Below are 24,855 nucleotides of genomic sequence, written 5' to 3'. Positions count from 1 at the left end.
TCTATAGCATTTTTCTCATCAAACTTATCAATAGTACTGATGTAAAACACGGCTTTAGCATCACCATCAACTCCTTCTCTTATTGATCCGAAGAAAACAGCGCAACCACCTCCGCCTCAGTCATCTTTTGAGTTCTGTTTGAAAATGAATAAAACTCAGGTTTATTGTCAATATAAATTTCCATATCAAGCCTCAGATCCTCAGGTGCTTCTTCTAAAGAAAACACATTAATATTGCAGTAACTGTGATCTTTTGTCCGCCAGAAAAGATTAGTACCACAGGCATTACAAAATCCGCGCTCACCCCAATCAGAAGAACTGTATACAGACAAATATTTCTGTTTGTCAAAATTCAGACTGCCCTGAACCGTATCCACAGTCATAATGACACCACTGGTCTGCCTGCGACAGATTGAACAGTGACATACATGCACATTATGGTCTTTCAGCGTAACGGTAAATGCAGTCTCACCACAGACACACTGTCCTTTCATTTTTATTCTCAACTGTTTGATATTCATATCAGTAAATTACAACAACTATGCTCATCCTCCAACAAATTAAATTTGCTGAATAAACAAAAGTAGATTTCATTCCATTTCGCTGAAAATATATTCCTGTTGTAAATAAAGGATTCAGCCTAAAGCTTAGGCTATTTAAAATTCAGCTTAACCATGAATCTGCACTTTTAAAATACTGGCTTTTTAAGTCTGCTGAAACCCATACAATCCTCCTATATACAGCCCTTTCTGTCAGTAAATAATCAAACAGGCTTTTTGATTCATTTTTTATTTGAAAAATAAAATAATTTGCTTTCTAATAAAATTACAATAACTTAATTATAATATCTGGAAAAAATATGCGTTATAAAATTATTGATGTGTATCCTTTAAATAATATCCACCGCTATATTGCCAGATGCCTGAAAAATCAGACACCGCAGTTCATTGTGATAGAGACATCAAGGACGCTGTGCAAAGAGCTGGATATTATTGATGTTGATCTCAGCGATTCGAGTGCAACCTGGGCTACAGGTGAAAAAATTGAGTTAAAAATTATTCATCGCTCAGATCATATCGAAAAATTTTATCAGATGAATCACTGACCTATTTTCCATCATAATGGAAACAGTTTTACGATATAAATCAATGTATTTTTCATTTTTAATATAAGCAGCACTCACAAAATAAATTGACAGACAGATCTGTATCTCCTATTTTTGTTAAAAGGTTCCTTTTTAGAACTTGCATAAGGATAGCAGCATGAAACACCCAAAAGAAATGACTGGACTTGAGTTTTTACAGGCAATGATTGATGGTCATATCCCCAGAGCCAGTATCAGCGAAACCATCCCCATGGATTTGCACTCTATTTCAAAAGGTGGAGCAAGCTTTAACGTCAAGGCTGACCAGCGACATTTAAATCCGCTCGGTGGGGTGCATGGTGGCTTTGCTGCCACCGTGCTTGATTCTGTAACCGGTTGTGCTGTACATACCACACTTGAAGCCGGTGTCGGATATGGCACGATTGATCTGAATGTAAAAATGTGTCGCCCAGTACCCAAAGACAAAACGCTGCTGGCAGTCGGTAAAGTCATTAATTTAAGTAAAAATCTGGCAATTTCAGAAGGTCAGCTGATTGATGAAGATGGCAAACTGTATGCACATGCCACTGCAACCTGCATGATTATCCATCCATAAATTTACTGTTATAAAGGGAAGGATAATACTTCCCTTTTCCCCTTGGAAAACTAAGCAATACCGTTTAAAAATTGCTGTATATACTGAAGAACTTCTGCTGTTTTTTCTTTATGCGGCATATGAAATGCCCCTTCAACTATCCGTACTTCAGTCTGAACCGGAATCAGTTCTGCATATCTTTGTGGATGCAGCAATGAACCATACTCGTCATGCTCCCCATGTATGACTAAAGCGGGACATTGAACCTGCTGTAACTCAGTATCTATCGTCCACTCTGCAAACGGCTCAGACAGCCAGGTATCCACCCATGCACTCAGTACCCACTGAGCTTGTCCGCCATGGTGTTTTTCCAGTCTGGAGAACTGTTGCTGATCCTGAAATGCTTCATTTGCCAGAATAATGCCTTTACGTGTCCTGTCTTCTACAAAAGCCTGCGCTGACATCGTCACTAAAGCCATACAGCGATCCGGATACTGTGCCGCACAGCAGACAGACATTCCACCACCAACGCTATGCCCCATGACAATAAATTTTTCAATTTCAAAAAACTGACAGACCGCATGAAATGCTTCAGATGCTTCAGTCCTTACAAAGTCGGTTCGTAATGGCTCCTGGCAGGCACTTGAACGCCCAAAACCATAACGGTCATAAGCCACTACATTTCTACCCGTTGCCTGTGCAAGCTGTTCTGGAAAATCACGCCACAATGCTACACAGCCAAGTGAATCATGCATTAATACAATCGGAACTGTAGTCAGATCTGTAACCTGCCATCTCCTGGCAAACAACTGACCTGACTGAAAAGGAATCTGAAAATCTGTAACTGACATATCCATGTCGATGTATTCCCCGCAATAAATTTAAAGGCTCAAACCAGCTTAATCAGTTGTCTGCTCTGTTTCAAGCTGACTTTCTGTACCGTTGGTTCACGCTGTCAAACTGACTGCAGACAAAATAAAAAGAGACTATCTGATATGCTGAAGTTTTTCAGTTTTAAATAAGCCATGCTGAACAGATACTTCAGGTCGTTTTAAAGCTTTATATTCACATAGCGTTCTGAATATAGATGCATGAGATTCTGATATCAGCTGCTGATCCTGCCATGCATCGGCACGCCCTTCTCCCGTGAGGAGATTGCCCGTGATTTTAAACAGCAGACCATCCTGTTTTGAAAACCTAGCAAGATAATCCTGTTGATGAACAGCTTCAAAAAAGTGAATTTCAGGAACATTCAGGCACCACTTTCTGGAAAACCATAACTGAAGCAGATCACCAAGAAACAACTGTTGCTTTTTCAAAGGCCATAAATTGATATATGCATCTTCAACAGGTGTAAAATACCACTCTGAAGTTGCAATGATTTCAAGATACTGGGATTGATAAATATGAAGATTTTTAATAATAGACGAAATAGTCAGCGCATTCATTCGCTTTCTCCTGTTTAGCCATTTTAGTGCTGGCAAGTTGGTTTAAATCCACACTGTCTGAAGTTACTCAGATACTATTTATGAATTAAATCTAACAAGCCTGACAGGACTGTGCAAGTTTTTTTAACAATTTCACCATTCCTGCTCAAATAAAAAGCATATGCAACAAAAATGAAGTCCTGATGACACTTTTAACTTGACCCCTCCCAAAATCTGCTTATAATCGCATGCAGATTCTCCAATAGCTCAGTCGGTAGAGCGACGGACTGTTAATCCGCAGGTCCCTGGTTCGAGCCCAGGTTGGAGAGCCATATTTTAAAAAGCCCACTCATAATGAAGTGGGCTTTTTTATGCCTGGAATTTATCATGTTATCGGTATCTGAAAAATAAGATAAATCACATCAATGCGGTATTTGCTGACTGATGAATTGCAGTCAATGCAAGTTCGCAACTCCTGAAAATATCCCATAAAAAAAGGCTGAATATTAATTCAGCCTTTTAAAATACAAGAATAACTTAAACAGGCACACCGCTGTGAAAACGGAAAGTCTCATCAGGGCTTTGAATCAGATTTTTTTCAACTTCACGGATATGTTCAATCCGCTGCTGGATATCTTCTTCAGGATTTTTGAGTTTTGCTGTTTTAGCAACATCCAGTGCCAAAGCAAGATAATCCTCATAGTGCCGTGATTCAGACTTCAGCAGATAACGGTAATAACGTCCCAACTCATCATCAACCACAGGAGCAAGTGCGTAAAAACGCTCACAGGAACGCGCCTCCACAAATGCACCGATTACCAGCACATCAATCAGCGCTTCAGGTTCGTAAGTACGGATTTCCTTACGTAATCCACCTGCATAACGCCCTGCACTCAGCCCTTTCCATTCCTGACCACGTTTGGTCATAAATTCAAGAACCTGCTCATAATGCAGCATTTCTTCGCGCACCAGTTGCGCCAGTTTAACCTGCAGATCAGTAAAAAAGCTGTATCTGAACATCAGGTTCATTGCTGTACCTGCTGCTTTTTTCTCACAGTTGGCATGATCCTGCATCAGAATATCAAGATTCTTCAATGCTTCATCAAGCCACGCCTGGGGAGTTTCACAACCGAGGAAACCTTTGACAGGTTTCATCAGTTCATCATAATCAATCGTAGACATAATCTAAAAACAAAATTAAAAAATTAACGTGCAGCCTGAATAGCTGCTTTCATTTGCTGAACTGCCTGAGCAAGCCCCACAAACACAGCATCTGCAATAATAGAATGACCAATGTTTAACTCGTGGATCTGTTTGATCTGAGCCACTGGTGTCACATTTTCCAGATTCAGCCCGTGACCTGCATTCACCACAAGCCCTTTGGATGCAGCATATTCAGCTCCCTTAATAATGCGCTCAAGTTCATGCTGCTGTGCTTCTGCTGTTTCAGCATCCGCATATGCACCAGTGTGCAGTTCAATCGTAGGTGCGCCACACGCAACCGCAGCATCAATCTGAGCAATATCAGCATCAATAAACAGCGATACATCACAGCCAATCGCTGTCAGCGCCTGAGTCGCCGCTTTGACATCTTCAAAATGCCCAACAACATCCAGACCGCCTTCAGTGGTGATTTCCTGGCGTTTTTCTGGAACAAAGCAGACATGATGCGGTTTGATTTCTTTTGCAAACTCAATCATTTCAGCTGTAACCGCTATTTCCAGATTCATACGTGTTTTCAGCAATGGACGCATACGGCGCACATCATCATCCTGAATATGACGACGGTCTTCACGTAAATGCAAAGTGATGCCTTCAGCACCTGCCTGTTCACAGATCAATGCTGCATTTACAGGATCTGGATAAGCAGTCCCGCGCGCCTGACGCAATGTCGCAACATGATCAATATTTACACCCAGTAAAGCAGCCATAACAATTTCCTGATTAAGATTGAGTATTCTGAATCCATAATTGCCGACTTTTCAGTGGACGGTCACCCAGTAAGGAGCTGATCATCTGTCTGTACAGTCGGGACAATAATTGTAACTGTTCCTGATTGAAATCAGTACCCTTTTCATATTTAAGCATGGACAGAATCAATGCTCCCGAAAAAGCAGATCGGTTTTGCTGAATAACAGGAATGAATCCCTCATCCATCTGAAATACATAATACTGAGCAGGATCTATTTCCTGCTGAGCAGTATCCGAAGCAAAGTCCAGATAAAATCCAAGCTCTTGCAGTAATTCATGTTCAAATTTTCTTAAAATCTGCCGGAGAAATAAAGCTGGATTTTCCTGTTCAGACATCCGCTGCAAATCAGACAAGGTTGAAGCATACTGGAGAAAAGTCTGCGGCATTTCCACTTCCGCAGGACATAATCTCAGCACAATTTCATTCAGATAAAAACCTGAAAAAAAAGCATCACCAAAGAAAAATACAGGCTGATTCACAATTTCCAGCTGGCTGAAATTTTTCAGCTCAGACTTTCCTGATGCCTGCACACAAACTGGCTGATACTGAGGAGGAGGTGTCTGACGCAAAATACCGTCAACACGGCCATATTCCTGAGTAAACAGATGTACAATATGACTGCGTTCACGGTATTTACGATGATGAATCAGATAACCATGCAAAATTTCATTGCGCATGATTCAGATAATCAATCCTTTTTCTGATCTTTGTCTTCATTTTCTTCGTCATCCCCATCTGGAATGACAGCCCCAACGACAGCAGCAGTACCTTTCACCACGCCTTTCGTTGTTTTATAGGCAACTTTAACAGGAACGGTCACAATTTTATGAATGCAGCCCTGTAAAAACACGACACACGCAATTACAGCCAGAACTTTAATCATTTCCGCTCCTGTTTAAGATCATCAGATATCGCTGTACCCAAGGCTTTTCAAAGCACGCTCGTCATCAGACCAGCCACCTTTTACTTTCACCCAAAGTGTCAGCATAATTTTCTGTTCAAACATTTTTTCCATATCAACACGAGCATCCATACCGATTTTTTTCAGCTTGGCACCCTTTTCACCAATCACAATTGCTTTCTGTCCAGGACGGTCAACAAAGATGGTGGCATCAATATACGTACAGGCTGCTTTAGGGCGACCCGTTTTTTCGTTGATTGTCGCTTCTTCAGTTTTAAACGATTCAATCTGCACGGTCAGATCATAAGGTAATTCCTCACCTAACTGACGCATGATTTTTTCACGGATAATTTCAGAAGCCAGGAATCTTTCAGAGCGGTCAGTGACCTGATCAAGTGAATACAATGGTGGTTGGAATGGCAGATACTTTTCAATGGTATTGCGTAAATGATCCAGATTTGCACCACGTAAAGCAGATACAGGAACAATTTCAGCAAAATTCATTAATTTTGCACGTTCCTGAATCAATGGCAAAGCATGGTTTTTATTTTCCAGTGTATCAATTTTATTGATCACAAGAATCACTGGCATCTCTGCATTTTTCAGTTTTTCCAATACCAGTTCATCATTCTGTGTCCACTTGTCTGCATCAAGTACAAACAGAACCAGGTTGACATCACGCAACGCCGAATGTGCCGCTTTGTTCATCATTTTATTGATGGCACGCACTTCTTTTTTGTGCATACCTGGGGTATCCACAAATACAGCCTGAGATGTTTCTCGACTGTCAATTCCCACAATTTTATGGCGGGTCGTTTGTGGCTTACGTGAAGTGATGGATAACTTCTGTCCCAGCAGGTGGTTCATCAATGTCGATTTGCCGACATTTGGACGACCTACAATTGCAACAAAACCACTTTTATAGTCCGCAGGAATTTCTGTTCCCTGTGAACTGAAGAATTGATTAATTAAGTCATTGCCACTGTTTGTCTGTGGCTCGTGATCAGCATCGTTGTGATCGGAATTTGTGGTCATGCAGATTACTGCTCCAGTAATTTTAAAATATCTGCCGCAGCTGCCTGTTCAGCAAATCTACGACTTAAACCTTCACCTTTAAAGACCGGCATCCCCTCAACCGCACATTCAACTTTGAAATGCTGGTTTGGAGCATCGCCCTGAATATCCACCACTTCATAAACTGGAAGAGGTTTTTTACGCGCCTGCAAATATTCCTGTAGACGCGATTTCGGATCTTTCAGCTGGTCCGTTGGTTCCATATTGTCCAGATAAGGCTCGTACCATTTTAACACGATTGGTCTTAAAACCGTGAGGTCTTCACAATCGACAAAAATAGCACCAATGATTGCCTCAACAGTATCAGCCAGGATGGATTCACGGTGATGTCCGCCAGACTTCAGTTCACCTGTACTCAGAATCAGATTCTGACTGAGTTTCAGGTCATTGGCAATTTTACCCAATGCTTCCTGACGGACTAACGTTGCACGCATTCGCGTTAAACGTCCTTCATTTTCATGCGGATATGCATGATAAAGATGGTTGGCAATAATCATGCCCAACAATGAGTCACCCAGAAATTCCAGACGTTCATAATTGTATTTATGGCTCACCGATCGGTGTGTCAGCGCAAGCTGCAATAATTCAGGCTGTTTGAACTGATAACCGATACGACTTGCCAAGCGAGCATCACTTAGCCGGGAGTGAGCTTTGATCAAAACTTTTCTCGAACTTTAACACTAAATCAATATTCAATAAGAAAGGTTTTCTTATTTCATATGCTTTTTTAACCTGTAAGCCCTCAACATTTGTGACCTGAGCAATTTCCTCGAATTTTAGATCGCGGACATTGTTCATATCCAGACGCTGACTCATCTGACCTACAAACTTAGAAGGAGCGATATTTTTCGGACTACTTTGCATAAGCTCTGTAATCTGAGTATCCACCACTCGATCATCCCAATATGGTCCCCAAACTGCAATTGCGATTTTTGCAAGAAACGCAAAACCAATAATTGCAATTAAAATAGCAATATACGATGCACCTTTTTGATGTTGACGCATTTATTATTTTCCTGATTCGCTATTAATCAATTTTTCCGTTACGACTGAATGATGGTATCCGGAATCCAGGTTCCTTGTGCATCCATACATAGAACGCACGACCAGTCAGATTTTCTTCAGGAACAAATCCCCAGAAACGACTGTCAGCACTTTGATCACGATTATCCCCCATCGCAAAATAGTGCCCTTTTGGAACGGTCACTTCCCAGTATAAACCATTTTCAGTTGAGTATTTACCATTTTCAACATAATTGATAAATGGCGCCTGACGGGCAATATTCATACCTTCCAGCTCACGCATGGTAAAAGTATGCTTACCCAGTGTTTCCTTATGATAAATAGAAGTCGGTGTATCCTGACTGTCTTTTTCACGACTGAACTGAACAGGTGCTTTTGGCACTTTCTGACCATTGATACTTAACTGACCATGATCATAAACAATGTGATCCCCAGGTAAACCAACCACACGTTTAATATAACTGATGGTTGGTTGTGGTGGATAACGGAATACGATCACCTCACCACGCTCCGGCTCACCCACATCAATAATTTTTTTATTGATAATCGGTAAGCGGACACCATAGTCAAACTTATTGACCAGAATAAAATCCCCGGTTTCAAGGGTCGGAACCATTGAATCTGAAGGGATGTTGAACGGCTCATACAGAAAAGAACGCAGCACTAACACAACAGCCAGTACTGGCCAGAAGTCATATGCCCAGGTAATGATAAAATTTTCATTTCCTCTGCCTTTGGTCTGTCTTTGTTTAAAAACAAACTTATCCAGCAACCACACCAGAAAGAATACCAGCGTGACGGGTACGAGGATTAAATTAAAATCAAAATCCATGAGCTATGAGCCCTCCAGTTTTTTTATCTGTCTACTTTCAATACAGCAAGGAACGCTTCCTGTGGGATTTCAACACTACCCACCTGCTTCATGCGCTTCTTACCTTCTTTTTGTTTCGCCAACAGTTTCTTCTTACGTGAAACGTCACCACCATAACACTTCGCCAGTACGTTTTTACGCATCGCTTTTACAGTTGAACGTGCAATCACCTGTGCACCAATGGCAGCCTGAATCGCGACGTCAAACATCTGGCGGGGAATCAGGTCTTTCATTTTTTCAACGAGGGCAATACCACGATGACGGGCATCCTGACGGTGACAGATCATGGCTAAGGCATCGACCTTATCGCCATTAATTAACACGTCAACCTTAACCAAAGATGAACTCTCGAAACGTACAAAATTGTAATCCAGTGATGCAAAACCACGCGAACAGGATTTCAGCTTATCAAAGAAATCCATGACTACTTCCGCCATTGGAATTTCAAAGGTAATGGAAACCTGATTTGCCATAAACTTCATGTCTTTCTGCACACCACGGCGCTCTACGCACAATGTCATGACATTACCCAGGTATTCCTGAGGAACAAGAATGTGACATTCAGCAATTGGTTCACGCAGGTCTTCAACAGTCGAACCATCAGGCATTTTTGACGGGCTATCAATATATTTCGTCTCACCGTTTTTCATGAATGCTTCATAAATTACGGTTGGAGCAGAACTGATCAGGTCAAGATCGTACTCACGTTCTAGACGTTCCTGTACAATTTCCATGTGCAGCATGCCCAGGAAGCCACAACGAAAACCAAAACCTAAAGCATCAGAGCTTTCAGGTTCAAAGAACAATGCCGAATCGTTAATCTGCAGTTTGTGTAAAGCTTCACGGAATGGTTCAAAATCACTGGCATCAATTGGGAACAAACCAGCATAAACCTGCGGTTTAACCTTTTTAAAACCAGGTAATGTTTCAACTTCTGGCGTAGTGGATAAGGTAATGGTATCACCCACTGGCGCACCAAAAATGTCTTTAATCCCTGCAATCACAAAGCCAACTTCGCCCGCTTCAAGCATGCCGGTTTCAGTATGTTTTGGATTAAAAATACCCACAGAAGTAATGATGTGCGTCTGACCTGTTGATTTGACCAGCATTTTATCGCCTTTACGCACGCGCCCCTGTTTAACACGTACTAAAGACACAACGCCTAAGTAGTTATCAAACCACGAGTCCACGATCAGTGCCTGTAAAGGCGCGTCACGATCACCTTCAGGTGCAGGAATGACATTGACCAGTGTTTCCAATACACCTTCAATGCCCAAACCGGTTTTTGCAGAACACGTCGGCGCTTCAGTTGCTTCGATCCCGATAATGTCTTCAATTTCCTGAATCACACGCTCAGGCTCTGCCTGCGGTAAATCAATTTTATTTAAAATCGGAAGAACTTCCAGACCCTGTTCAATCGCGGTATAGCAGTTAGCAACAGACTGTGCTTCCACACCCTGTGCGGCATCCACAACCAGCAATGCACCTTCACACGCCGCCAGAGAACGTGACACTTCATAAGAAAAGTCCACGTGTCCTGGGGTATCAATGAAGTTCAGCTGATATTCCTGACCATCTGGATGTGTGTAGTATAAAGTCACAGAAGTGGCTTTAATGGTAATCCCACGCTCACGTTCCAGTTCCATTGAGTCGAGAACCTGAGCCTGCATTTCACGATCCTGTAAACCACCACAGGTCTGAATAAAACGGTCAGCAAGTGTCGACTTACCGTGGTCGATGTGAGCAATAATCGAGAAGTTTCGGATATTTTTAATATCGACAGATTTTTTAGCTTGCGCCATGGGCTACCTTGAACAAATAAAGTGCGCTATGTATGAAACTGCATTACATAGCAAAAGCATTTAAGAAATTGCCGTGGATTATAGCAGATGGTATTTTCAATGTATTCATATTAATGAATCCACCCAAGAAAATATCTTCCATGCAAAAAAGTGACCGCATGCTGTTTCTGAAGCATTCAGAGCACAGCATCAGGGATTGTTTTCACAGCAATTGCAGTCGTTTTAAGCCATCATATTTTAATATGCTCTGATACCGCATGGCATCTTTATAGATACACTAAGAAGTTTAGAGCTGAAACGGGTCAATATCTGAATTCAGTGGCTGATACGCCTGCATAAAAGTCGGTGACATCCGTTTTGCTCTTCCTGTAGAAATTTCCACACATGCCCATTTTGTCGTTGCGGTAAACAGCAGGCTTTTGTCTTCCTCCTTAAAAAAAGCATACTGTCTGAATGAATACAGCGCATTGATATCATAAAACCAGGTCCTAAGAATAATTTCATCTCCCAGCACAGCTGCCTTACGGTACTGCACATGATGTTCCACAGCAACCATAGCATGATTCATTTCCAGATACTGCTCCAGCCCCAGACCTGTTTCGCTGATATGAGCAGTTGCTACATCCTGCATCCAGCCAACATAGACCACGTTATTTACATGACCCAGTACATCAATATGTTCAGGCTGAACAGTGATCTTCATATCAAAAACAGTACTCATTTCATTCCACTTCTTTTGTTTCGCTATACAGTATGATGGGGTGTTCTATTAAGTCCTGCTGATCAGCTCTGTCAGAACTGAGTCTTATAAAAGTACCGCCATTTAAAGTACAGTCTACGCATTTACAGCCAGGCTGCAAATTGCAAAATATAAAAAACCACTCTGAATCGAGTGGTTTTTTACTGATGTTTCATTTACTCAGGAATACGCATACCCAACATGGCACGCTGCCCCTGACGCACAATGGTCACTCTGGCAACTGTGCCCTTTTTCAGCTCAGAAACAACGCTGACAAACTCATTGGTATTATTGATTGCTTTGTTGTTGATCTGAATAATAACATCGCCAGGCAGGATTTTAGACTGAGATGCCAGTCCACCACGGCTGACTTCCTGAATCAGGATTCCACCTTTAAGATCCAGCTGACTCAGTTCAGCAGCAGTCAGATTACGGATTGCAACACCCAGTACCGGTCCTTTGGTTTTTGCAGGACTGACTGTTTTAGCTGGCGTATCATCTGGTGCTGTTTCAAGGGTTGCAGAGATAGAGCGGACTTTATCGTCACGTAAAATTTCCAGCTGAATGGACTGTTTAGGTACAGTTCTGTTCAGATAGTTCAACAGATCTGAAGTTCTGGAAATAGCGGCGCCATTAAATTTCAGAACAACATCACCAGAACGGAAGCCGGCTTTATCGGCTGGAGAACCCGGTGTGACCTGAGTAATCAGCGCACCTTCAGGTTTTGGCAGTTTATATGAATCTGCCAGATTTCTGTCAATATCCTGAAGCATAACGCCCAGATAAGAACGGGTGACTTTACCGTTTTTCTTTAACTGATCAGCTACATCCATCGCAACATCAATCGGAATAGAGAACGAAAGCCCCATATAACCGCCTGTACCACTGAAGATACGGGAGTTCACACCCACCACTTCACCTTTCTGGTTGAACAGTGGACCACCTGAGTTACCTGGGTTCAGTGCAACATCGGTCTGAATGAATGGCACTGATGTCTCACCCATCATATTCCGCATTTTCGCACTGACAATACCTGCAGAAGCAGAATAATCAAAACCGAATGGCGAACCAATGGCAAGAACAGGTTCACCTACACGCAGACGATCAACATTACCTGTGGTCAGCGCAGGAAAGTTATTTCCATTCACTTTCAGCAGTGCAACATCTGTACGCTCATCACTACCTACAACAGTTGCGTCTATTTCACGGCGGTCATTCAGTACAATCGTAACTTTGGAAGCATCTTCAACAACATGGTGGTTGGTCAGCAGATAACCGTCTTTAGTAATAAAAAATGCACTGCCGTAGCCCGTTTTTTCCTGTGGGACCTGCTGCTGTGGAACAATCACCTGATTTCCAAAAAAGCGTCTTAAGATTTCAGGCACCTGTTGCTGCAGTAACTCTTCCTGAGTCATTTTTTTCACAACATTGACACTGACCACAGCTGGACTGACCTGCTCAACCAGGTTGGAAAAATCCACCGAGGAAGCCTGTGTCTGTACCGCAGCCATGGTGAATACAGCTGCATATAAGCCCTGTTGTAAATAGCGATTTTTCATTTAATGCATTCACTCAATTGTTTTAAAATTTGAACAATCTTTTTTTATCACAATCCAGGTATATCTTGCGTAATAATATGTTTGATTATGTTCTGTCAAAACAACCGTTTAAATATTTTATTAAAATAATGTGACTTATTTGCTTTTTATCATAAATACACTGCTTTTTGGCTATTGCCTTTTTTATAAAAAAGGGGTGTCATTATCGGACTTTTTTCAAATTAGCTGATGGACATGTCTAATTTAAGCACAACTCATCATTTTGATGTGATCATTGTGGGTAGTGGTGGCGCTGGTCTCAGTCTGGCTTTATCTTTGCCACAGCATTTCAATATTGCCGTTCTTGCAAAATCAACCCTGACGGATGCCAGTACATACTTCGCTCAGGGTGGTGTTGCCGCTGTACTGGATGAAACAGATTCCATTGAACAGCATATTGATGACACAATAATTGCAGGGGCACATCTATGTGAGCTTGATGCGGTTAAACATACAGTGGAAGGTGGGAAACCCTCAGTCGATTTCCTGTTGAAACATGGTGTTCAGTTCACTTTGGATGAACAGGAACAGTTGCACCTGACGCGTGAAGGCGGGCATTCTCAGCGCCGTATCATTCATTCAGCTGATGCAACAGGTAAAGCCATTTCAACAACCCTGGTTCAAAGAGCTCAGGAAAAGAACAATATTCATATCTTTGAAAATTACATCGCGATTGATCTGATCACATCGCATAAACTGGGACTTAAGCAACAGGATAACCGTGCGGTTGGTCTCTATGCTTTAGATGAAACAACTGAAACAGTCCATACTTTCCTGGCACCCTCTACAGCACTGGCCTGTGGTGGTGCAATGAAAGCCTACCTTTATACCTCCAATCCTGATATTGCAACCGGTGATGGTATTGCCATGGCGTACCGTGCAGGTTGCCGTGTTGCAAATATGGAATTCAATCAGTTCCACCCGACCTGTCTTTATCATCCGCAGGCAAGATCATTTCTGATTACTGAAGCCATGCGCGGTGAAGGTGCATATCTGCGACTTCCTGATGGTGAACGTTTCATGCTGCGCTTTGATGAGCGTGCTGAGCTTGCACCACGTGATATCGTTGCCCGTGCAATTGACTTTGAAATCAAACGCCTCGGCATCCGTCATGTATGGCTGGACATTACCCACAAATCGCCTGAGTTCGTGAAAGAGCACTTCCCTACACTGTATGCACGCCTGCTCGAACTTGGCATTGATATTACCAAAGACATGATTCCTGTTGTACCTGCTGCACATTACACATGTGGCGGTGTCATGGTTGATGCAAACAGTCAGACCGACATTGATGGACTGTATGCGATTGGTGAAACCTCATATACAGGTCTGCACGGTGCGAACCGGATGGCGAGCAATTCTCTGCTGGAGTGCTTTGTGTATGGTATGAGTGCAGCCCGACATATTGAACAGAATTTCAGTGCAGATTATAAATCCCCTGCTGTTCCTGCATGGGATGACACTCAGGTTACAAACCCGGATGAAGATGTCGTCATTTTACAGAACTGGGATGAACTGCGTGCCACCATGTGGAACTATGTCGGAATTGTCCGTACCACCAAGCGCCTGGAACGTGCCCTGCACCGTATAGAAATGCTGAAACGGGAAATTACTGAGTATTACCAGGACTATCAGGTCAGTAAAAACCTGATTGAACTGCGTAACCTTGTCCTTGTTTCAGAAATGATTGTGCGCTGTGCCATGCAGCGTAAAGAGTCCCGAGGACTGCACTTCACTCTGGACTATCCTGAACTCTCAGGTGAACTGCGCAAAACTGTACTGACCCCACCTGACTTTAAAGTCGAACAGCCACTGGTCAATACCGATCAGGCTGAATACAGCATGAATTAAATCAAAAAGCCGGATGCACTGTCATTCGGCTTTTTTTATACGGCGTAAAAGACATCCAGAGCTGCATCAAAGGTCTGTAAATGCAGACGGACCAGGTCTTCCAGTGGCTGATAGCCCCCTGCCAGAACAAACATGATGGGAATATCATGCTTTTTTGCCAGACTGAAAACCATTTCATCACGTTTGTGCAGTAATTCAGAGCTGAACCATGCCGATCCAAAAGGATCAGCCTGATGGCAGTCCATTCCCGCCTGATAAATAATCAGATCAGCCTGCCACAGTGAAGCTGTTCTGAATGCTTCATGAATTGCCATGGTATAGCGTGCAAAATTTCCCTGTTCACGGTGAATGTGTCGGGTTTCTGAACGTTCATAAGTGGCACAGTCACATGCAAGCCCATAGATACTGAAATTAAAAAGATTTTCGAGTCTGCGGGTAAATTCTGCCGTGCCATCTCCTCCATGCTGATCGCAGTCCAGTACAAAGATACGTTTATCTGGATATTTCTGAGCCACCAGTGCCAGCCCGTTAAAAGTACAGAATGATCCGCCATATTCATACTGTGCATGATGAAAGCCCTGTGCAATATTGCCTGAAATGCCATATTCCAGAGCCAGTTCTGCGGCAAGAAGCTGCCCTCCATTGATCTTCAGCACCGCATTTTTCAGCTGTTCATTCCACGGTCTGAACCCTGCAAAGGTGGCAAGTTTTTCAGGATAGCCTGTTAAAAAAGCATCGACATAAGCGGGGTCATGCAACACGTACAGCAGTTCGGTACTGACGGCTTCAGGCTCATTCCATAAAATTACAGAAGATTTTTTAAGTGCATCAGCAACTGCTTTTAATTTTTCCATACTATTGGTATGTGTCTGAGCAAAATAGTCAGGTGAATAACAGACATTGAGCATATTTCATCACCTTATCTGAGCCTGAGCCACATCTATCAGCTGCTGGAGCTGAGTCACACCTGGACTGAACAGTCCGTTTGCGACCTGCTGCTCAAAATGTGTGGTAAACGCACGTTTTCGGTTTTCAGGTGAAATTGCCAGCGTTGTAAAACGCAAAAACCAGAATCCACTTATTTCTGAAAATGGCATTACAAACCCTGTATACTCTCTGTTCGGTATTTTGTTCTGTATCAGATCACGGTCATAATCCACTGAAAACAGTGACCCAGGTGGCAACTGTACGCCATTCATTAACAGAGGTTGCAGACTGATACATGAATGATTATCACCCATATTCATTTTTTCAAGCAGTAAAGGTCGCTGCTCAGCATCGACAAATACATTCAGCTCGCCCTGACGTAATACCCGTCTATGTGCAATTTTCAGAAAAAACTGTTCAGCCATTGGGCAGGAACCGACTTTCGGTTTTTCATCCAGCGGTTTAAGTTCTACAAGACCTGAACTTTGTGATGTTTTAGGTAAAATAACATCCTGAATCAGACCACATAACAGTTTACTTTCTTCGAGACTGACTTCTAATGCAGTCTGTCTGAGCAAAGACTGAAAATCCGACTGCTGTTGCAACAGGTTTTTCAGCTCACCGTCTCCTATGCTGTGAATAAATGCCTGGACTTCACTGTTGATATCCAGGTTATGCCAGTCCTGTAAACTTAAGCCTGAAACACGGGACAGCTCCACTATCCGTTTTAAGGGACGGATGTCGTAATCCAGGAAAAGTTTCAGGTCTGAATAATCATCTGCGTTTCGGGAAACATTGATATAGCCTGCAAGCAGTCGGGTTGACTGAGTATAGCCACACCCTCTGCGCTCAGTCCGATGTATATACAGTTCATTCAGCATATCTGTGAGTGTGGCAGACAGCGCAAAGCCCTTTGCCTTATACAGGCTGATAATTTCATGATCCTGTGTCATTCCCCTACCCCTGTCATTTTTTATAGAAATAAAGCTTCTTTTTTCTGATTTTTTTAATTTTATAATACGGTTTTGCAGCACAGATGCTTTTGCCCTGTACTGCATAAAAAAACTAGCGCGGTGGAATGGAATATGTCCCGACCACATGCGCAATCGGTTCATCACTGCCTAGCGAGTAAAGCCAGACATCACCCACTGCCAGAGCCTTGCCAACTTTCATCAGGGTACATACGCCCTTGATATCCTGATTGGCTGTCGGTTTTCTTAAAAAGTTGATACTGAGATTGGTTGTTACCGCAAGACCCACAATGCCAATTTCACCCAAAATAGCGATATACAAAGCATAATCAGCAACTGTCATCATGGAAGGTCCTGAAACTGTTCCGCCTGGTCTCAGATCATGTTCATCCACATGATAAATAACCGTTGCTTCCCGATCTGACACAGATTCAATTTCACATTTTTTTAAACTTTGTGGAAATTCCTTTTCCAGGAAAGCATTGATTTCATCTTTTGAACTTTTCATAAATCCTTTTATCTACGCTCATATGATTGACTTAATATAAATCGCTGACCTGACAAATAACAAGCACCTTATTGTTTTAGATACTTTTTAGGTGGGCTTTTCATAATTTTTTTAAACATGGCAATAAAACTCGAATCGCTTTCATAACCGAGTAACTGAGCCACGATCTGAACAGGCTTGCCTTCATGCAGCCATTGCAGCGCAAGCAGGATATGCAGCCGCCTTTTCCAGTCATTCAGTGACAACCCAGTTTCCTTCAGAAACAGTCGGGTCAGTGTCCGCTGACTGATATGACACAGGTCAGCTGCAAGTTCCAGACGCAGCTCCATATCCGGCATTCGGATTAATTCATCAGTCAGTTTTTTCAGACGTTTGTCTTTAGGAACTGGTAAATAAAACCACTGCTGCTGTGCCTGAGCAATTTCATCAACAACGACCTGCATCAAACGAATATCTTCTTCAGTCTCATACAGCTGCGGTATATCAATGACCCGCTCCAGCAGCACATTCAAAAATGTACTGACCTCAAGCACGGTACACAAGCGCAGATGTTCAAAAACAATCTCAGAATCAAGAAAAACCACAATCCCTTTAGACAGACCAAAACTGGTGACCGAGTGACTCACACCCGCAGGTATCCAGATGGCTGTCCGTGGTGGAACGACCCACATGCCTTCCGCTGTACCCACTGTCAGCATACCGGACTGAGTCACCATAAGCTGAGATTTAAGATGAGTATGCGCCCCCATTTCCCAGTCAGGAATTTCACCACCCATTGCCATCACTGCCACAGGTCGCGCAATCGAATCCGGTTCTGTAACACTGAAGGGTGGATGGATTTGACTCATTTTATAATTCGGAACTCAGGCAGATAATAAGCTTTGAACAGTCTGGTTCGCCTGCTCTGCATTTTCAACCATGATCATGGGATAACCCGAAAATTTTTCATAGTTTTCTGCAAATTGTCTCAAAACAGCCTGGATGGCTTTATCAGGCTGAATATAAATCATTGCCTGAACAAATGCTGTCAGTTCCGCTTTATGCGCTTTCACCCATAAAGCGACTTTTTTACGGTCTTCATGGCTGTTCTGTTCGTCCTGAAATGAACCCGAACCGATAAAGACAAATGGCTGCTTACGCAAAAGCAACTCTGAAAAAACAGCCAGTGACTCATCGACAGGCATAGACCTGGAACAGTCGATTTCAACAACAGGAAAATTTTCAACGCGATGAATGTACATGAATCCCACCTTTATCAATAATAATTCTCATTTATTGTATCAATGTAGAAAACTCATGATTGATTGATTCAGCCATAAAATATCGCAAACAAGCCAGTTCAAATAAAAAAAGCTGACTCAGGTCAGCTTTTTTTATTCAGTTATCTTCAGAGCTTAAGTTGAATCAGCTCAAGGGCATCCTTAAACACCTGTTCAGGTGTCTGAGTTGCATCCAGACGCTTCATTCTTAAAGGCTCATTCTGATAAATCTCTGCAAAGCCTGAACGGACTTTTTCAAAAAAGCTGACTTTTTCCTGTTCAAAACGATCCAGTGCACCTCGCTCACGTGCCCGACTCATGCCAAGCTCAGTAGGTGCATCAAGCCAGAAGGTAATATCAGGCATTTTCACCACAAAATTATTGTTCAATAACTGCAGTTTTTCACGACTGAGACCACGACCTGCACACTGATATGCAAAACTGGAATCGGTAAAACGATCACAGAGAACCACTTTTCCTGCCTGCAAAGCAGGAAGAATCACCTGCTCAAGATGCTGTGCACGTGCCGCATACATCAGCAGCAATTCGGTATCATTGCTCATCTGTTCATCATGATTGACTGAAAGCAACAGAGAGCGGATCTGTTCAGCCATAGGTGTTCCACCTGGCTCACGTGTCAGCACCACATCCTGTCCCTGCTGCTGAAAATATTCATACAGACTGCGAATGAGCGTTGTTTTTCCTACACCTTCAGTGCCTTCAAAACTGATAAACATGCAGATTCCTTAATTTTTTGAACGAATGACTGAAAGATAATCCTGAACCGCCTTATTATGCTCTGCTAAACTGGCGCTGAATTTGTGTCCACCGTTTCCTGTGGCTACAAAATAAATATTGTCTGAGCTGTCCGGATGCATAGCAGCCTGAATTGCTTTTGCACCAGGCAACGCAATCGGTGTAGGCGGAAGTCCATTTATAGTGTAGGTGTTATAAGGCGTTGGTGTCCTTAAATCCTTCCGCGTGATATTACCGTTATAACGTTCACCCATGCCGTAAATCACGGTTGGGTCTGTCTGTAAACGCATCCCCATTTTCAGACGACGGACAAACACACCCGAAACCTGTTCCAGTTCACTGTCCAGGCTGGTTTCTTTTTCAATAATGGAAGCCATAATCAGCGCTTCATATTTATCTTTATAAGGCAGATCTGAGGCACGGTTTTCCCATGCTTCATCCAGTGCTTTCATCTGACGTTTATACAGATCTGTCAGAATCTTACGGTCAGATTCACCTTTGGCAAAAAAATATGTATCCGGTGCAAAGAGTCCTTCAGGATGACTGTATGGAATATCCAGTGCTTTCAGCATCTGATCATAAGGCAAGCTGATCACTTCTTTTTTGACCAGATCATCTTTTTTCAGTGCATCGACCAGCTGTCTGAATGTTGTCCCTTCAATGATCAGTACCCGATTCATCTGAGCATTATTTACATCTGAGATCATTTCCAGTACCTGGCGGATACTCATGCCTGCACGGACTTCATAGACCCCGGCTTTCATCGTGTCATGAATCATCAGCTTTCGATAAAGCTTAAGCACCGCAGGAAAACTGACTTTATTTTCCTTTGCCAGCCGGTCAATAAAGCCTGTATAGGTATCTCCCGCACCCACTGCAAGCATCTGTTTTTTACCCTCTACAGGATAGTCCTTAAACAGACTCAGCTTTAAAATCACAATGATCATCACTGAAAATATTGCACAGGCAATCAGCACACCTTTCATACTGAAAGGAAGACCTGCTGCTTTTTTCTGAGCGTTCTTTCTGGTTTTCTTTTTGGGTGTGGACATATCAATGAATCTGATTCAGTTGTAAAACATTAAAAAGGTCAATACACGGCTGTACTTCCAGCTGGCGCTGATTCAGTTCCGCTGCAATTTTCATGGGGTGAAGCGCATTACAGAAAAACAGACTCTGTATCTGGCGGATTTCATCCATATCGACATAACGCTGTTCACAGACAATCGAAGACTGTTGCATCCGCTCCAGTATTTCTGCACGCATCACGCCATGTACGCCATTATAGCGGAGTTCTGGTGTAATCCATGTATCGTTTATACGCATGAAACAATTACTGCTCACACCTTCAACAACCGCACCCTGTACATCTGTGACCAGTGCTTCCTGCCATCCGTGCAGGTCTGCTTCTGTTTTAAGCATCACCTGTTCCAGGCGGTTTAAAGATTTCAGTCCCACCAGTGCTGGCATGCTTAAGCCCAGGGACTGTTTCAGCACACCCGTCGTCATACTGTCATGAGTAAATTCAAGCATCTGAGCCGGATAATAATAAACCCATACATCAGCCGGATGATCAGGCAGGCTGTAACCTCTTTGCCCCTGACCACGACTGATCAGAATTTTCAGCGTTCCAGTAACACTTTCCTGTGTCTGCGCCAGTAATTCAAGGGTCTGTGTGATGTGTTTCAGATCTGCTTTCAGAGCGAGCCGGCTGCAACTGTCTCCAAGGCGGGTAAAATGCCGTTGCTGCATTTCAATCAGACCATTACGTATCCTTGCTGTTGTAAAACAGCCATCACCATAATGAAATGCCCGATCAAGCACATGAATGTCACTGACCTCTTTACCATTTCTGAAACATCGCATACCGGAAAGCTCCTGCTGAATCCGCCCATAGTGTAAAAGAAAATCATGAAATCTTATATTTCATTTTTATTCATATAAAATTCATTTTTTATTATTTTTTATGCAAAGTAAGCAGATGTATTCTTGCCTCACGTTACAAAACATTTAAAAAATTTAAAATTTCCGAGGTATGAACATGCAATTCAAAACATTAAGAACCGGGGTTCTGGCAGCAGTGATTTCAGCGGTATCTTTTGGCGCAGTGGCTAAAGATTTCCTGAATGTATCTTATGACCCAACACGTGAGCTTTATGACAACTTCAACAAACAGTTTGCAAGCTACTGGAAATCAAAAACCGGTCAGGACATTGATTTCAAACAGTCTCACGGCGGCTCAGGCAAACAGGCACGTGCTGTCATTGATGGTCTGAATGCCGATGTTGTAACACTGGCACTGGCTGCTGATATTGATGCGATTGCAGAAAACAGTAACCTGCTTCTAAAAGACTGGCAAAAGAAATTTCCACAGAACTCGACACCATATACGTCCACCATTGTATTTTTAGTGCGTAAAGGCAACCCAAAAGGGATTAAAGACTGGGGCGATTTAGTTAAACCAGGTGTGGAAATTGTAACTCCCAACCCTAAAACTTCAGGCGGTGCGCGCTGGAACTATTTAGGCGCATGGGCATGGGCTAAACATAAGTATGGTTCAGATGCAAAAGCACAGGACTTTGTACGTCAGATTTATAAACAGACAAAAGTCCTTGACTCAGGTGCCCGTGGTTCAACCACCACTTTTGCAGAGCGTGGCATTGGTGATGTTCTGTTGGCATGGGAAAATGAAGCATTCCTGGCAACCCGCGAACAACCGGGTAAATTTGAAATCATTACCCCGTCTCTGTCCATTCTGGCTGAACCGCCTGTTGCGATTGTAGAAAAAAATGCGCAGAAAGACGGAACACTGAATCTTGCCAAAGCCTATCTGAACTATCTGTATTCACCGGCAGGTCAGGAAATTGCGGCAAAGAATTTCTACCGTCCACGTAATGCAGCTGTTCTGAAAAAATATTCAGCAACGTTCAAGCCTTTAAAACTCGTCACAATTGATAAAGAGTTTGGTGGCTGGGCAAAAGTTCAGAAACAGCATTTTGAAAACGGTGGTGTTTTTGACCAGATCGTCAAAGCCAACAGTGCCAGCAAATAATCTGACCTGAGATCAGCAAAGGAGTCATGGACATGATACATACCGTAATTGTACCTGGTGTAGGTGGTAGTGAACACGATCACTGGCAGTCAGTTTTACAGCGTCAGCTTGTGTCCTGCTCCCGTGTTGAACAGAAGGACTGGAATCTTCCTGTTCTGAAAGACTGGATCGCAGAGTTTGTAAATACTGTAGATGCCGTTCAACAGAATATCCAGATTGTTGCACACAGTTTTGGCTGTCTGACCACAGTTGCCGCACTGGCACAGCATCCACGCTTAGCAAAAAAAATTAAGAGTGTCATCCTGGTTGCACCTGCAAATCCTGCAAGATTTGGAGAAGCAGGTTTTGCCAGACTGAGTCGGACGGATTATCAGGCTTATTTTCATAATCTGAAGATTCATGTTCCGACCACCCTGATCATCAGTGAAAACGATCCCTGGCTGAATTTTTCAGATGCACTGCAACTGGCTGACGCCTGGGATCTGACCCCTGTAAATATTGGGCTGGCAGGTCATATCAATGTGGCTTCTGGTTTTGGAACATTCCCGCAACTTCAGAATTTCCTGATTTCAGAAAATTTTCTGCCTTATATCAGCAATACTGATGATAGGAAGTATTTATTTAAATTTGCAATTTAAGAGCTGCAAATTATGCTTGTGCCGAAATTGAATTTTATCTTCACTGACCGACTTCGGTCAGTATTCTCTCTCTGAGGAGTAATCATGTCGCAGCGATCCCGAGTGCTGCCTGGATTTGGTCTTTCACTGGGCTTTACCCTTGCGTATTTATCATTAATTGTTCTGATTCCTTTATCTGCGGTTTTTATTAAATCTTTAGGTATCGGATGGGATGGTTTATGGGAAATTCTCAGCTCAGAACGTATTTTAAAATCTTTGCAGTTAAGTTTCAGTGCAGCACTTATTGCTGCGTTTATTAACGTCATTTTCGGCCTGCTGCTGGCATGGTGTCTGGTTCGTTACAGTTTTCCCGGAAAACGTATTGTAGATGCACTGGTGGATTTACCCTTTGCCCTGCCTACAGCCGTAGCCGGTATTGCTTTAACGTCTCTTTACGCACCGACAGGCTGGCTGGGTCAGTATCTGGAACCGATCGGAATCAAAGTTGCCTATACACCTATCGGGATTACCCTTGCTCTGATTTTTATTGGTATTCCTTTTGTGGTTCGGACAGTTCAGCCTGTTCTGAGTGACTTTGAAACAGAACTTGAAGAAGCTGCATCTGCCTTAGGTGCCAACCGCTTCCAGATTATTACCAAAGTCATTCTGCCTGTACTTTTTCCGGCACTGCTGACAGGTTTTGCCCTGGCATTTGCTCGTGGCGTTGGTGAATACGGTTCTGTAATTTTCATTGCCGGTAACCAGCCTTTTGAAACAGAGATTGCTCCTCTCATGATTATTTCCCGACTGGAAGAATATGACTATGCAGGTGCAACCACAATTGCTGTGGTTATGCTGGTCATCTCCTTTGCCATTCTGTTCCTGATTAACCTGGTTCAGGCATGGGCAAGCCGTCGCACAGGGAGGACTGTAAAATGAGTCTGAATACAAACAGCAATGCATTAGCCCAGAAACTGCAATCCCGTGATGCAACACGTGAACCGGCATGGGTACGCAATACTCTGATTATCATTGCACTGATCTTCTTTATCAGCTGCCTGATTCTGCCATTGGTACTGGTTTTTGTTGAAGCATTTAAACAGGGTGTCGGTGTTTATTTTCAGGCACTGGTTCATCCAGATACACTGTCCGCAGTGAAACTGACTCTGCTGACCGCTGTGATTGCCGTTCCACTGAACGTTGTTTTTGGTGTTGCCGCTGCATGGTGTGTTGCAAAGTTCAACTTCCGTGGCAAATCCATTCTGACCACAATCATTGATATGCCCTTTTCTGTTTCTCCAGTCATTGCAGGCTTAATGCTGGTGCTGATTTTCGGTACGCAAGGCTGGTTTGGCGGATGGCTCATGGACAATGACATTAAAATTCTGTACGCCGTTCCTGCTATTGTTCTTGCAACTGTGTTTATTACCGTTCCTTTTGTTGCCCGTGAACTGATTCCTTTAATGGAAGCACAGGGAACTGAAGAAGAAGAAGCTGCCATTGTACTGGGTGCTTCAGGCTGGCAGACTTTCTGGAAAGTTACCCTGCCAAATATTAAATGGGGTCTCATTTACGGTGTCATTCTGTGTAATGCACGTGCAATGGGTGAATTCGGTGCTGTTTCTGTTGTTTCAGGACATATTCGTGGCGAAACCAACACCCTGCCACTGCATGTAGAAATTCTCTACAACGAATATACCTTCAGCGCAGCATTTGCCGTGTCTTCACTGCTTGCATTACTTGCAATTGTGACACTGATTCTGAAAACCTGGGTTGAGTTACGCCAGGAAAAACAGAACGCCCGTAATGATGATTCAACAGCTTCTTAA

Annotated in this window: 29 protein-coding genes and 1 tRNA gene; 8 read left to right on the top strand and 22 right to left on the bottom strand. The window is 43.0% G+C overall.

The window, feature by feature from the left end:
* Positions 1-79 precede the first annotated feature (79 nt).
* Positions 80-493, bottom strand: coding sequence for a GFA family protein (locus tag CDG60_RS06990; protein ID WP_087511338.1), 414 nt, complete (start codon positions 491-493; stop codon positions 80-82).
* 365 nt (positions 494-858) lie between these two features.
* Here CDG60_RS06990 and CDG60_RS06985 point away from each other — a divergent pair, with 365 nt between their 5' ends.
* Complete coding sequence (locus CDG60_RS06985; RefSeq protein WP_087511336.1) at positions 859-1,104, top strand: hypothetical protein; 246 nt, start codon at positions 859-861, stop codon at positions 1,102-1,104.
* 157 nt (positions 1,105-1,261) lie between these two features.
* Positions 1,262-1,699 carry a PaaI family thioesterase gene (locus CDG60_RS06980; RefSeq protein WP_087511334.1) on the top strand — a complete coding sequence of 146 codons (438 nt, stop codon included), beginning with the start codon at positions 1,262-1,264 and terminating at the stop codon, positions 1,697-1,699.
* A 50-nt stretch (positions 1,700-1,749) separates the two neighbouring features.
* On the opposite strand, the gene CDG60_RS06975 is transcribed toward CDG60_RS06980, so the two are convergent.
* Positions 1,750-2,535, bottom strand: coding sequence for an alpha/beta fold hydrolase (locus CDG60_RS06975; RefSeq protein ID WP_087511333.1), 786 nt, complete (start codon positions 2,533-2,535; stop codon positions 1,750-1,752).
* 129 nt (positions 2,536-2,664) lie between these two features.
* Positions 2,665-3,126 (bottom strand): hypothetical protein, encoded by a 462-nt coding sequence (locus CDG60_RS06970; protein WP_087511331.1) that lies wholly within the window; start codon positions 3,124-3,126, stop codon positions 2,665-2,667.
* A gap of 235 nt (positions 3,127-3,361) precedes the next feature.
* On the opposite strand from CDG60_RS06970, the gene CDG60_RS06965 reads away from it, so the two are divergent.
* Positions 3,362-3,437, top strand: a tRNA-Asn gene (locus CDG60_RS06965).
* Positions 3,438-3,642: 205 nt separating this feature from the next.
* Here CDG60_RS06965 and CDG60_RS06960 read toward each other — a convergent pair.
* The 11 genes from CDG60_RS06960 to CDG60_RS06910 all read right to left on the bottom strand — a co-directional run bounded on the left by CDG60_RS06960 (position 3,643) and on the right by CDG60_RS06910 (position 13,046).
* Positions 3,643-4,287, bottom strand: coding sequence for a MiaE family protein (locus CDG60_RS06960; RefSeq protein WP_087511329.1), 645 nt, complete (start codon positions 4,285-4,287; stop codon positions 3,643-3,645).
* 23 nt (positions 4,288-4,310) lie between these two features.
* Positions 4,311-5,036, bottom strand: a complete 726-nt coding sequence (pdxJ, locus tag CDG60_RS06955; RefSeq protein WP_087511327.1) for a pyridoxine 5'-phosphate synthase — start codon at positions 5,034-5,036, stop codon at positions 4,311-4,313.
* A 13-nt stretch (positions 5,037-5,049) separates the two neighbouring features.
* Positions 5,050-5,757 carry a DNA repair protein RecO gene (gene recO, locus CDG60_RS06950; protein ID WP_171405490.1) on the bottom strand — a complete coding sequence of 236 codons (708 nt, stop codon included), beginning with the start codon at positions 5,755-5,757 and terminating at the stop codon, positions 5,050-5,052.
* A gap of 8 nt (positions 5,758-5,765) precedes the next feature.
* Positions 5,766-5,960 carry an NF038104 family lipoprotein gene (locus tag CDG60_RS06945; protein ID WP_087511323.1) on the bottom strand — a complete coding sequence of 65 codons (195 nt, stop codon included), beginning with the start codon at positions 5,958-5,960 and terminating at the stop codon, positions 5,766-5,768.
* A 21-nt stretch (positions 5,961-5,981) separates the two neighbouring features.
* Complete coding sequence (gene era, locus CDG60_RS06940) at positions 5,982-7,013, bottom strand: GTPase Era (RefSeq protein WP_087511321.1); 1,032 nt, start codon at positions 7,011-7,013, stop codon at positions 5,982-5,984.
* Positions 7,014-7,018: 5 nt separating this feature from the next.
* Positions 7,019-7,711, bottom strand: coding sequence for a ribonuclease III (gene rnc, locus CDG60_RS06935; RefSeq protein WP_087511319.1), 693 nt, complete (start codon positions 7,709-7,711; stop codon positions 7,019-7,021).
* Positions 7,683-8,057, bottom strand: a complete 375-nt coding sequence (locus CDG60_RS06930; protein WP_087511317.1) for a DUF4845 domain-containing protein — start codon at positions 8,055-8,057, stop codon at positions 7,683-7,685. Before CDG60_RS06930 ends, rnc begins: the two co-directional genes overlap by 29 nt.
* A 22-nt stretch (positions 8,058-8,079) precedes the next feature.
* Positions 8,080-8,907: a signal peptidase I gene (lepB, locus tag CDG60_RS06925; RefSeq protein ID WP_087511316.1), complete on the bottom strand. Its 828-nt coding sequence runs from the start codon at positions 8,905-8,907 to the stop codon at positions 8,080-8,082.
* Positions 8,908-8,930: 23 nt separating this feature from the next.
* Positions 8,931-10,748 (bottom strand): translation elongation factor 4, encoded by a 1,818-nt coding sequence (gene lepA / locus CDG60_RS06920; protein WP_087511315.1) that lies wholly within the window; start codon positions 10,746-10,748, stop codon positions 8,931-8,933.
* A gap of 286 nt (positions 10,749-11,034) precedes the next feature.
* A complete protein-coding gene (locus CDG60_RS06915) occupies positions 11,035-11,469 on the bottom strand; it encodes an acyl-CoA thioesterase (RefSeq protein WP_087511313.1) in 435 nt (144 codons plus the stop codon).
* Positions 11,470-11,663: 194 nt separating this feature from the next.
* The gene (locus CDG60_RS06910; protein WP_087511311.1) at positions 11,664-13,046 is read right to left on the bottom strand and encodes a Do family serine endopeptidase; all 1,383 of its coding nucleotides are present in this window, start codon (positions 13,044-13,046) and stop codon (positions 11,664-11,666) included.
* Between the two features lie 228 nt (positions 13,047-13,274).
* Between CDG60_RS06910 and nadB the strand changes: the two genes are divergently transcribed.
* On the top strand, positions 13,275-14,936 hold the full coding sequence (nadB, locus tag CDG60_RS06905) for an L-aspartate oxidase (protein ID WP_087511310.1): 1,662 nt from the start codon (positions 13,275-13,277) through the stop codon (positions 14,934-14,936).
* Between the two features lie 35 nt (positions 14,937-14,971).
* Here the strand turns inward: nadB and CDG60_RS06900 are convergent, their stop codons facing one another.
* The 8 genes from CDG60_RS06900 to pabC all read right to left on the bottom strand — a co-directional run bounded on the left by CDG60_RS06900 (position 14,972) and on the right by pabC (position 21,223).
* Complete coding sequence (locus CDG60_RS06900; RefSeq protein ID WP_087511308.1) at positions 14,972-15,844, bottom strand: arginase family protein; 873 nt, start codon at positions 15,842-15,844, stop codon at positions 14,972-14,974.
* Positions 15,845-15,850: 6 nt separating this feature from the next.
* Positions 15,851-16,816 (bottom strand): hypothetical protein, encoded by a 966-nt coding sequence (locus CDG60_RS06895; RefSeq protein WP_087511306.1) that lies wholly within the window; start codon positions 16,814-16,816, stop codon positions 15,851-15,853.
* Positions 16,817-16,928: 112 nt separating this feature from the next.
* Positions 16,929-17,342, bottom strand: a complete 414-nt coding sequence (locus CDG60_RS06890) for a PaaI family thioesterase (protein WP_087511304.1) — start codon at positions 17,340-17,342, stop codon at positions 16,929-16,931.
* Between the two features lie 68 nt (positions 17,343-17,410).
* Positions 17,411-18,190 carry an AraC family transcriptional regulator gene (locus tag CDG60_RS06885; protein WP_171405436.1) on the bottom strand — a complete coding sequence of 260 codons (780 nt, stop codon included), beginning with the start codon at positions 18,188-18,190 and terminating at the stop codon, positions 17,411-17,413.
* 15 nt (positions 18,191-18,205) lie between these two features.
* Positions 18,206-18,583, bottom strand: coding sequence for a hypothetical protein (locus tag CDG60_RS06880; RefSeq protein ID WP_087511302.1), 378 nt, complete (start codon positions 18,581-18,583; stop codon positions 18,206-18,208).
* 146 nt (positions 18,584-18,729) lie between these two features.
* The gene (gene tmk, locus CDG60_RS06875; RefSeq protein WP_087511300.1) at positions 18,730-19,338 is read right to left on the bottom strand and encodes a dTMP kinase; all 609 of its coding nucleotides are present in this window, start codon (positions 19,336-19,338) and stop codon (positions 18,730-18,732) included.
* Between the two features lie 9 nt (positions 19,339-19,347).
* The gene (gene mltG, locus CDG60_RS06870; protein ID WP_087511298.1) at positions 19,348-20,409 is read right to left on the bottom strand and encodes an endolytic transglycosylase MltG; all 1,062 of its coding nucleotides are present in this window, start codon (positions 20,407-20,409) and stop codon (positions 19,348-19,350) included.
* Position 20,410: 1 nt separating this feature from the next.
* On the bottom strand, positions 20,411-21,223 hold the full coding sequence (gene pabC, locus CDG60_RS06865; protein ID WP_087511296.1) for an aminodeoxychorismate lyase: 813 nt from the start codon (positions 21,221-21,223) through the stop codon (positions 20,411-20,413).
* A gap of 175 nt (positions 21,224-21,398) precedes the next feature.
* On the opposite strand from pabC, the gene CDG60_RS06860 reads away from it, so the two are divergent.
* The 4 genes from CDG60_RS06860 (at position 21,399) to cysW (ending at position 24,855) form a co-directional block, all read left to right on the top strand.
* Positions 21,399-22,409 carry a sulfate ABC transporter substrate-binding protein gene (locus CDG60_RS06860; RefSeq protein ID WP_087511294.1) on the top strand — a complete coding sequence of 337 codons (1,011 nt, stop codon included), beginning with the start codon at positions 21,399-21,401 and terminating at the stop codon, positions 22,407-22,409.
* A 32-nt stretch (positions 22,410-22,441) separates the two neighbouring features.
* The gene (locus CDG60_RS06855) at positions 22,442-23,047 is read left to right on the top strand and encodes an alpha/beta hydrolase (protein ID WP_087511704.1); all 606 of its coding nucleotides are present in this window, start codon (positions 22,442-22,444) and stop codon (positions 23,045-23,047) included.
* A gap of 84 nt (positions 23,048-23,131) precedes the next feature.
* On the top strand, positions 23,132-23,965 hold the full coding sequence (gene cysT, locus CDG60_RS06850; RefSeq protein ID WP_087511292.1) for a sulfate ABC transporter permease subunit CysT: 834 nt from the start codon (positions 23,132-23,134) through the stop codon (positions 23,963-23,965).
* Positions 23,962-24,855: a sulfate ABC transporter permease subunit CysW gene (gene cysW, locus CDG60_RS06845; RefSeq protein ID WP_087511290.1), complete on the top strand. Its 894-nt coding sequence runs from the start codon at positions 23,962-23,964 to the stop codon at positions 24,853-24,855. Before cysT ends, cysW begins: the two co-directional genes overlap by 4 nt.

It is taken from the genome of Acinetobacter chinensis (assembly GCF_002165375.2).
Taxonomy (GTDB): domain Bacteria; phylum Pseudomonadota; class Gammaproteobacteria; order Pseudomonadales; family Moraxellaceae; genus Acinetobacter; species Acinetobacter chinensis.
Note: the sequence above shows the minus strand (reverse complement) of the source record. Positions and strands in the feature narration are given on the sequence as shown.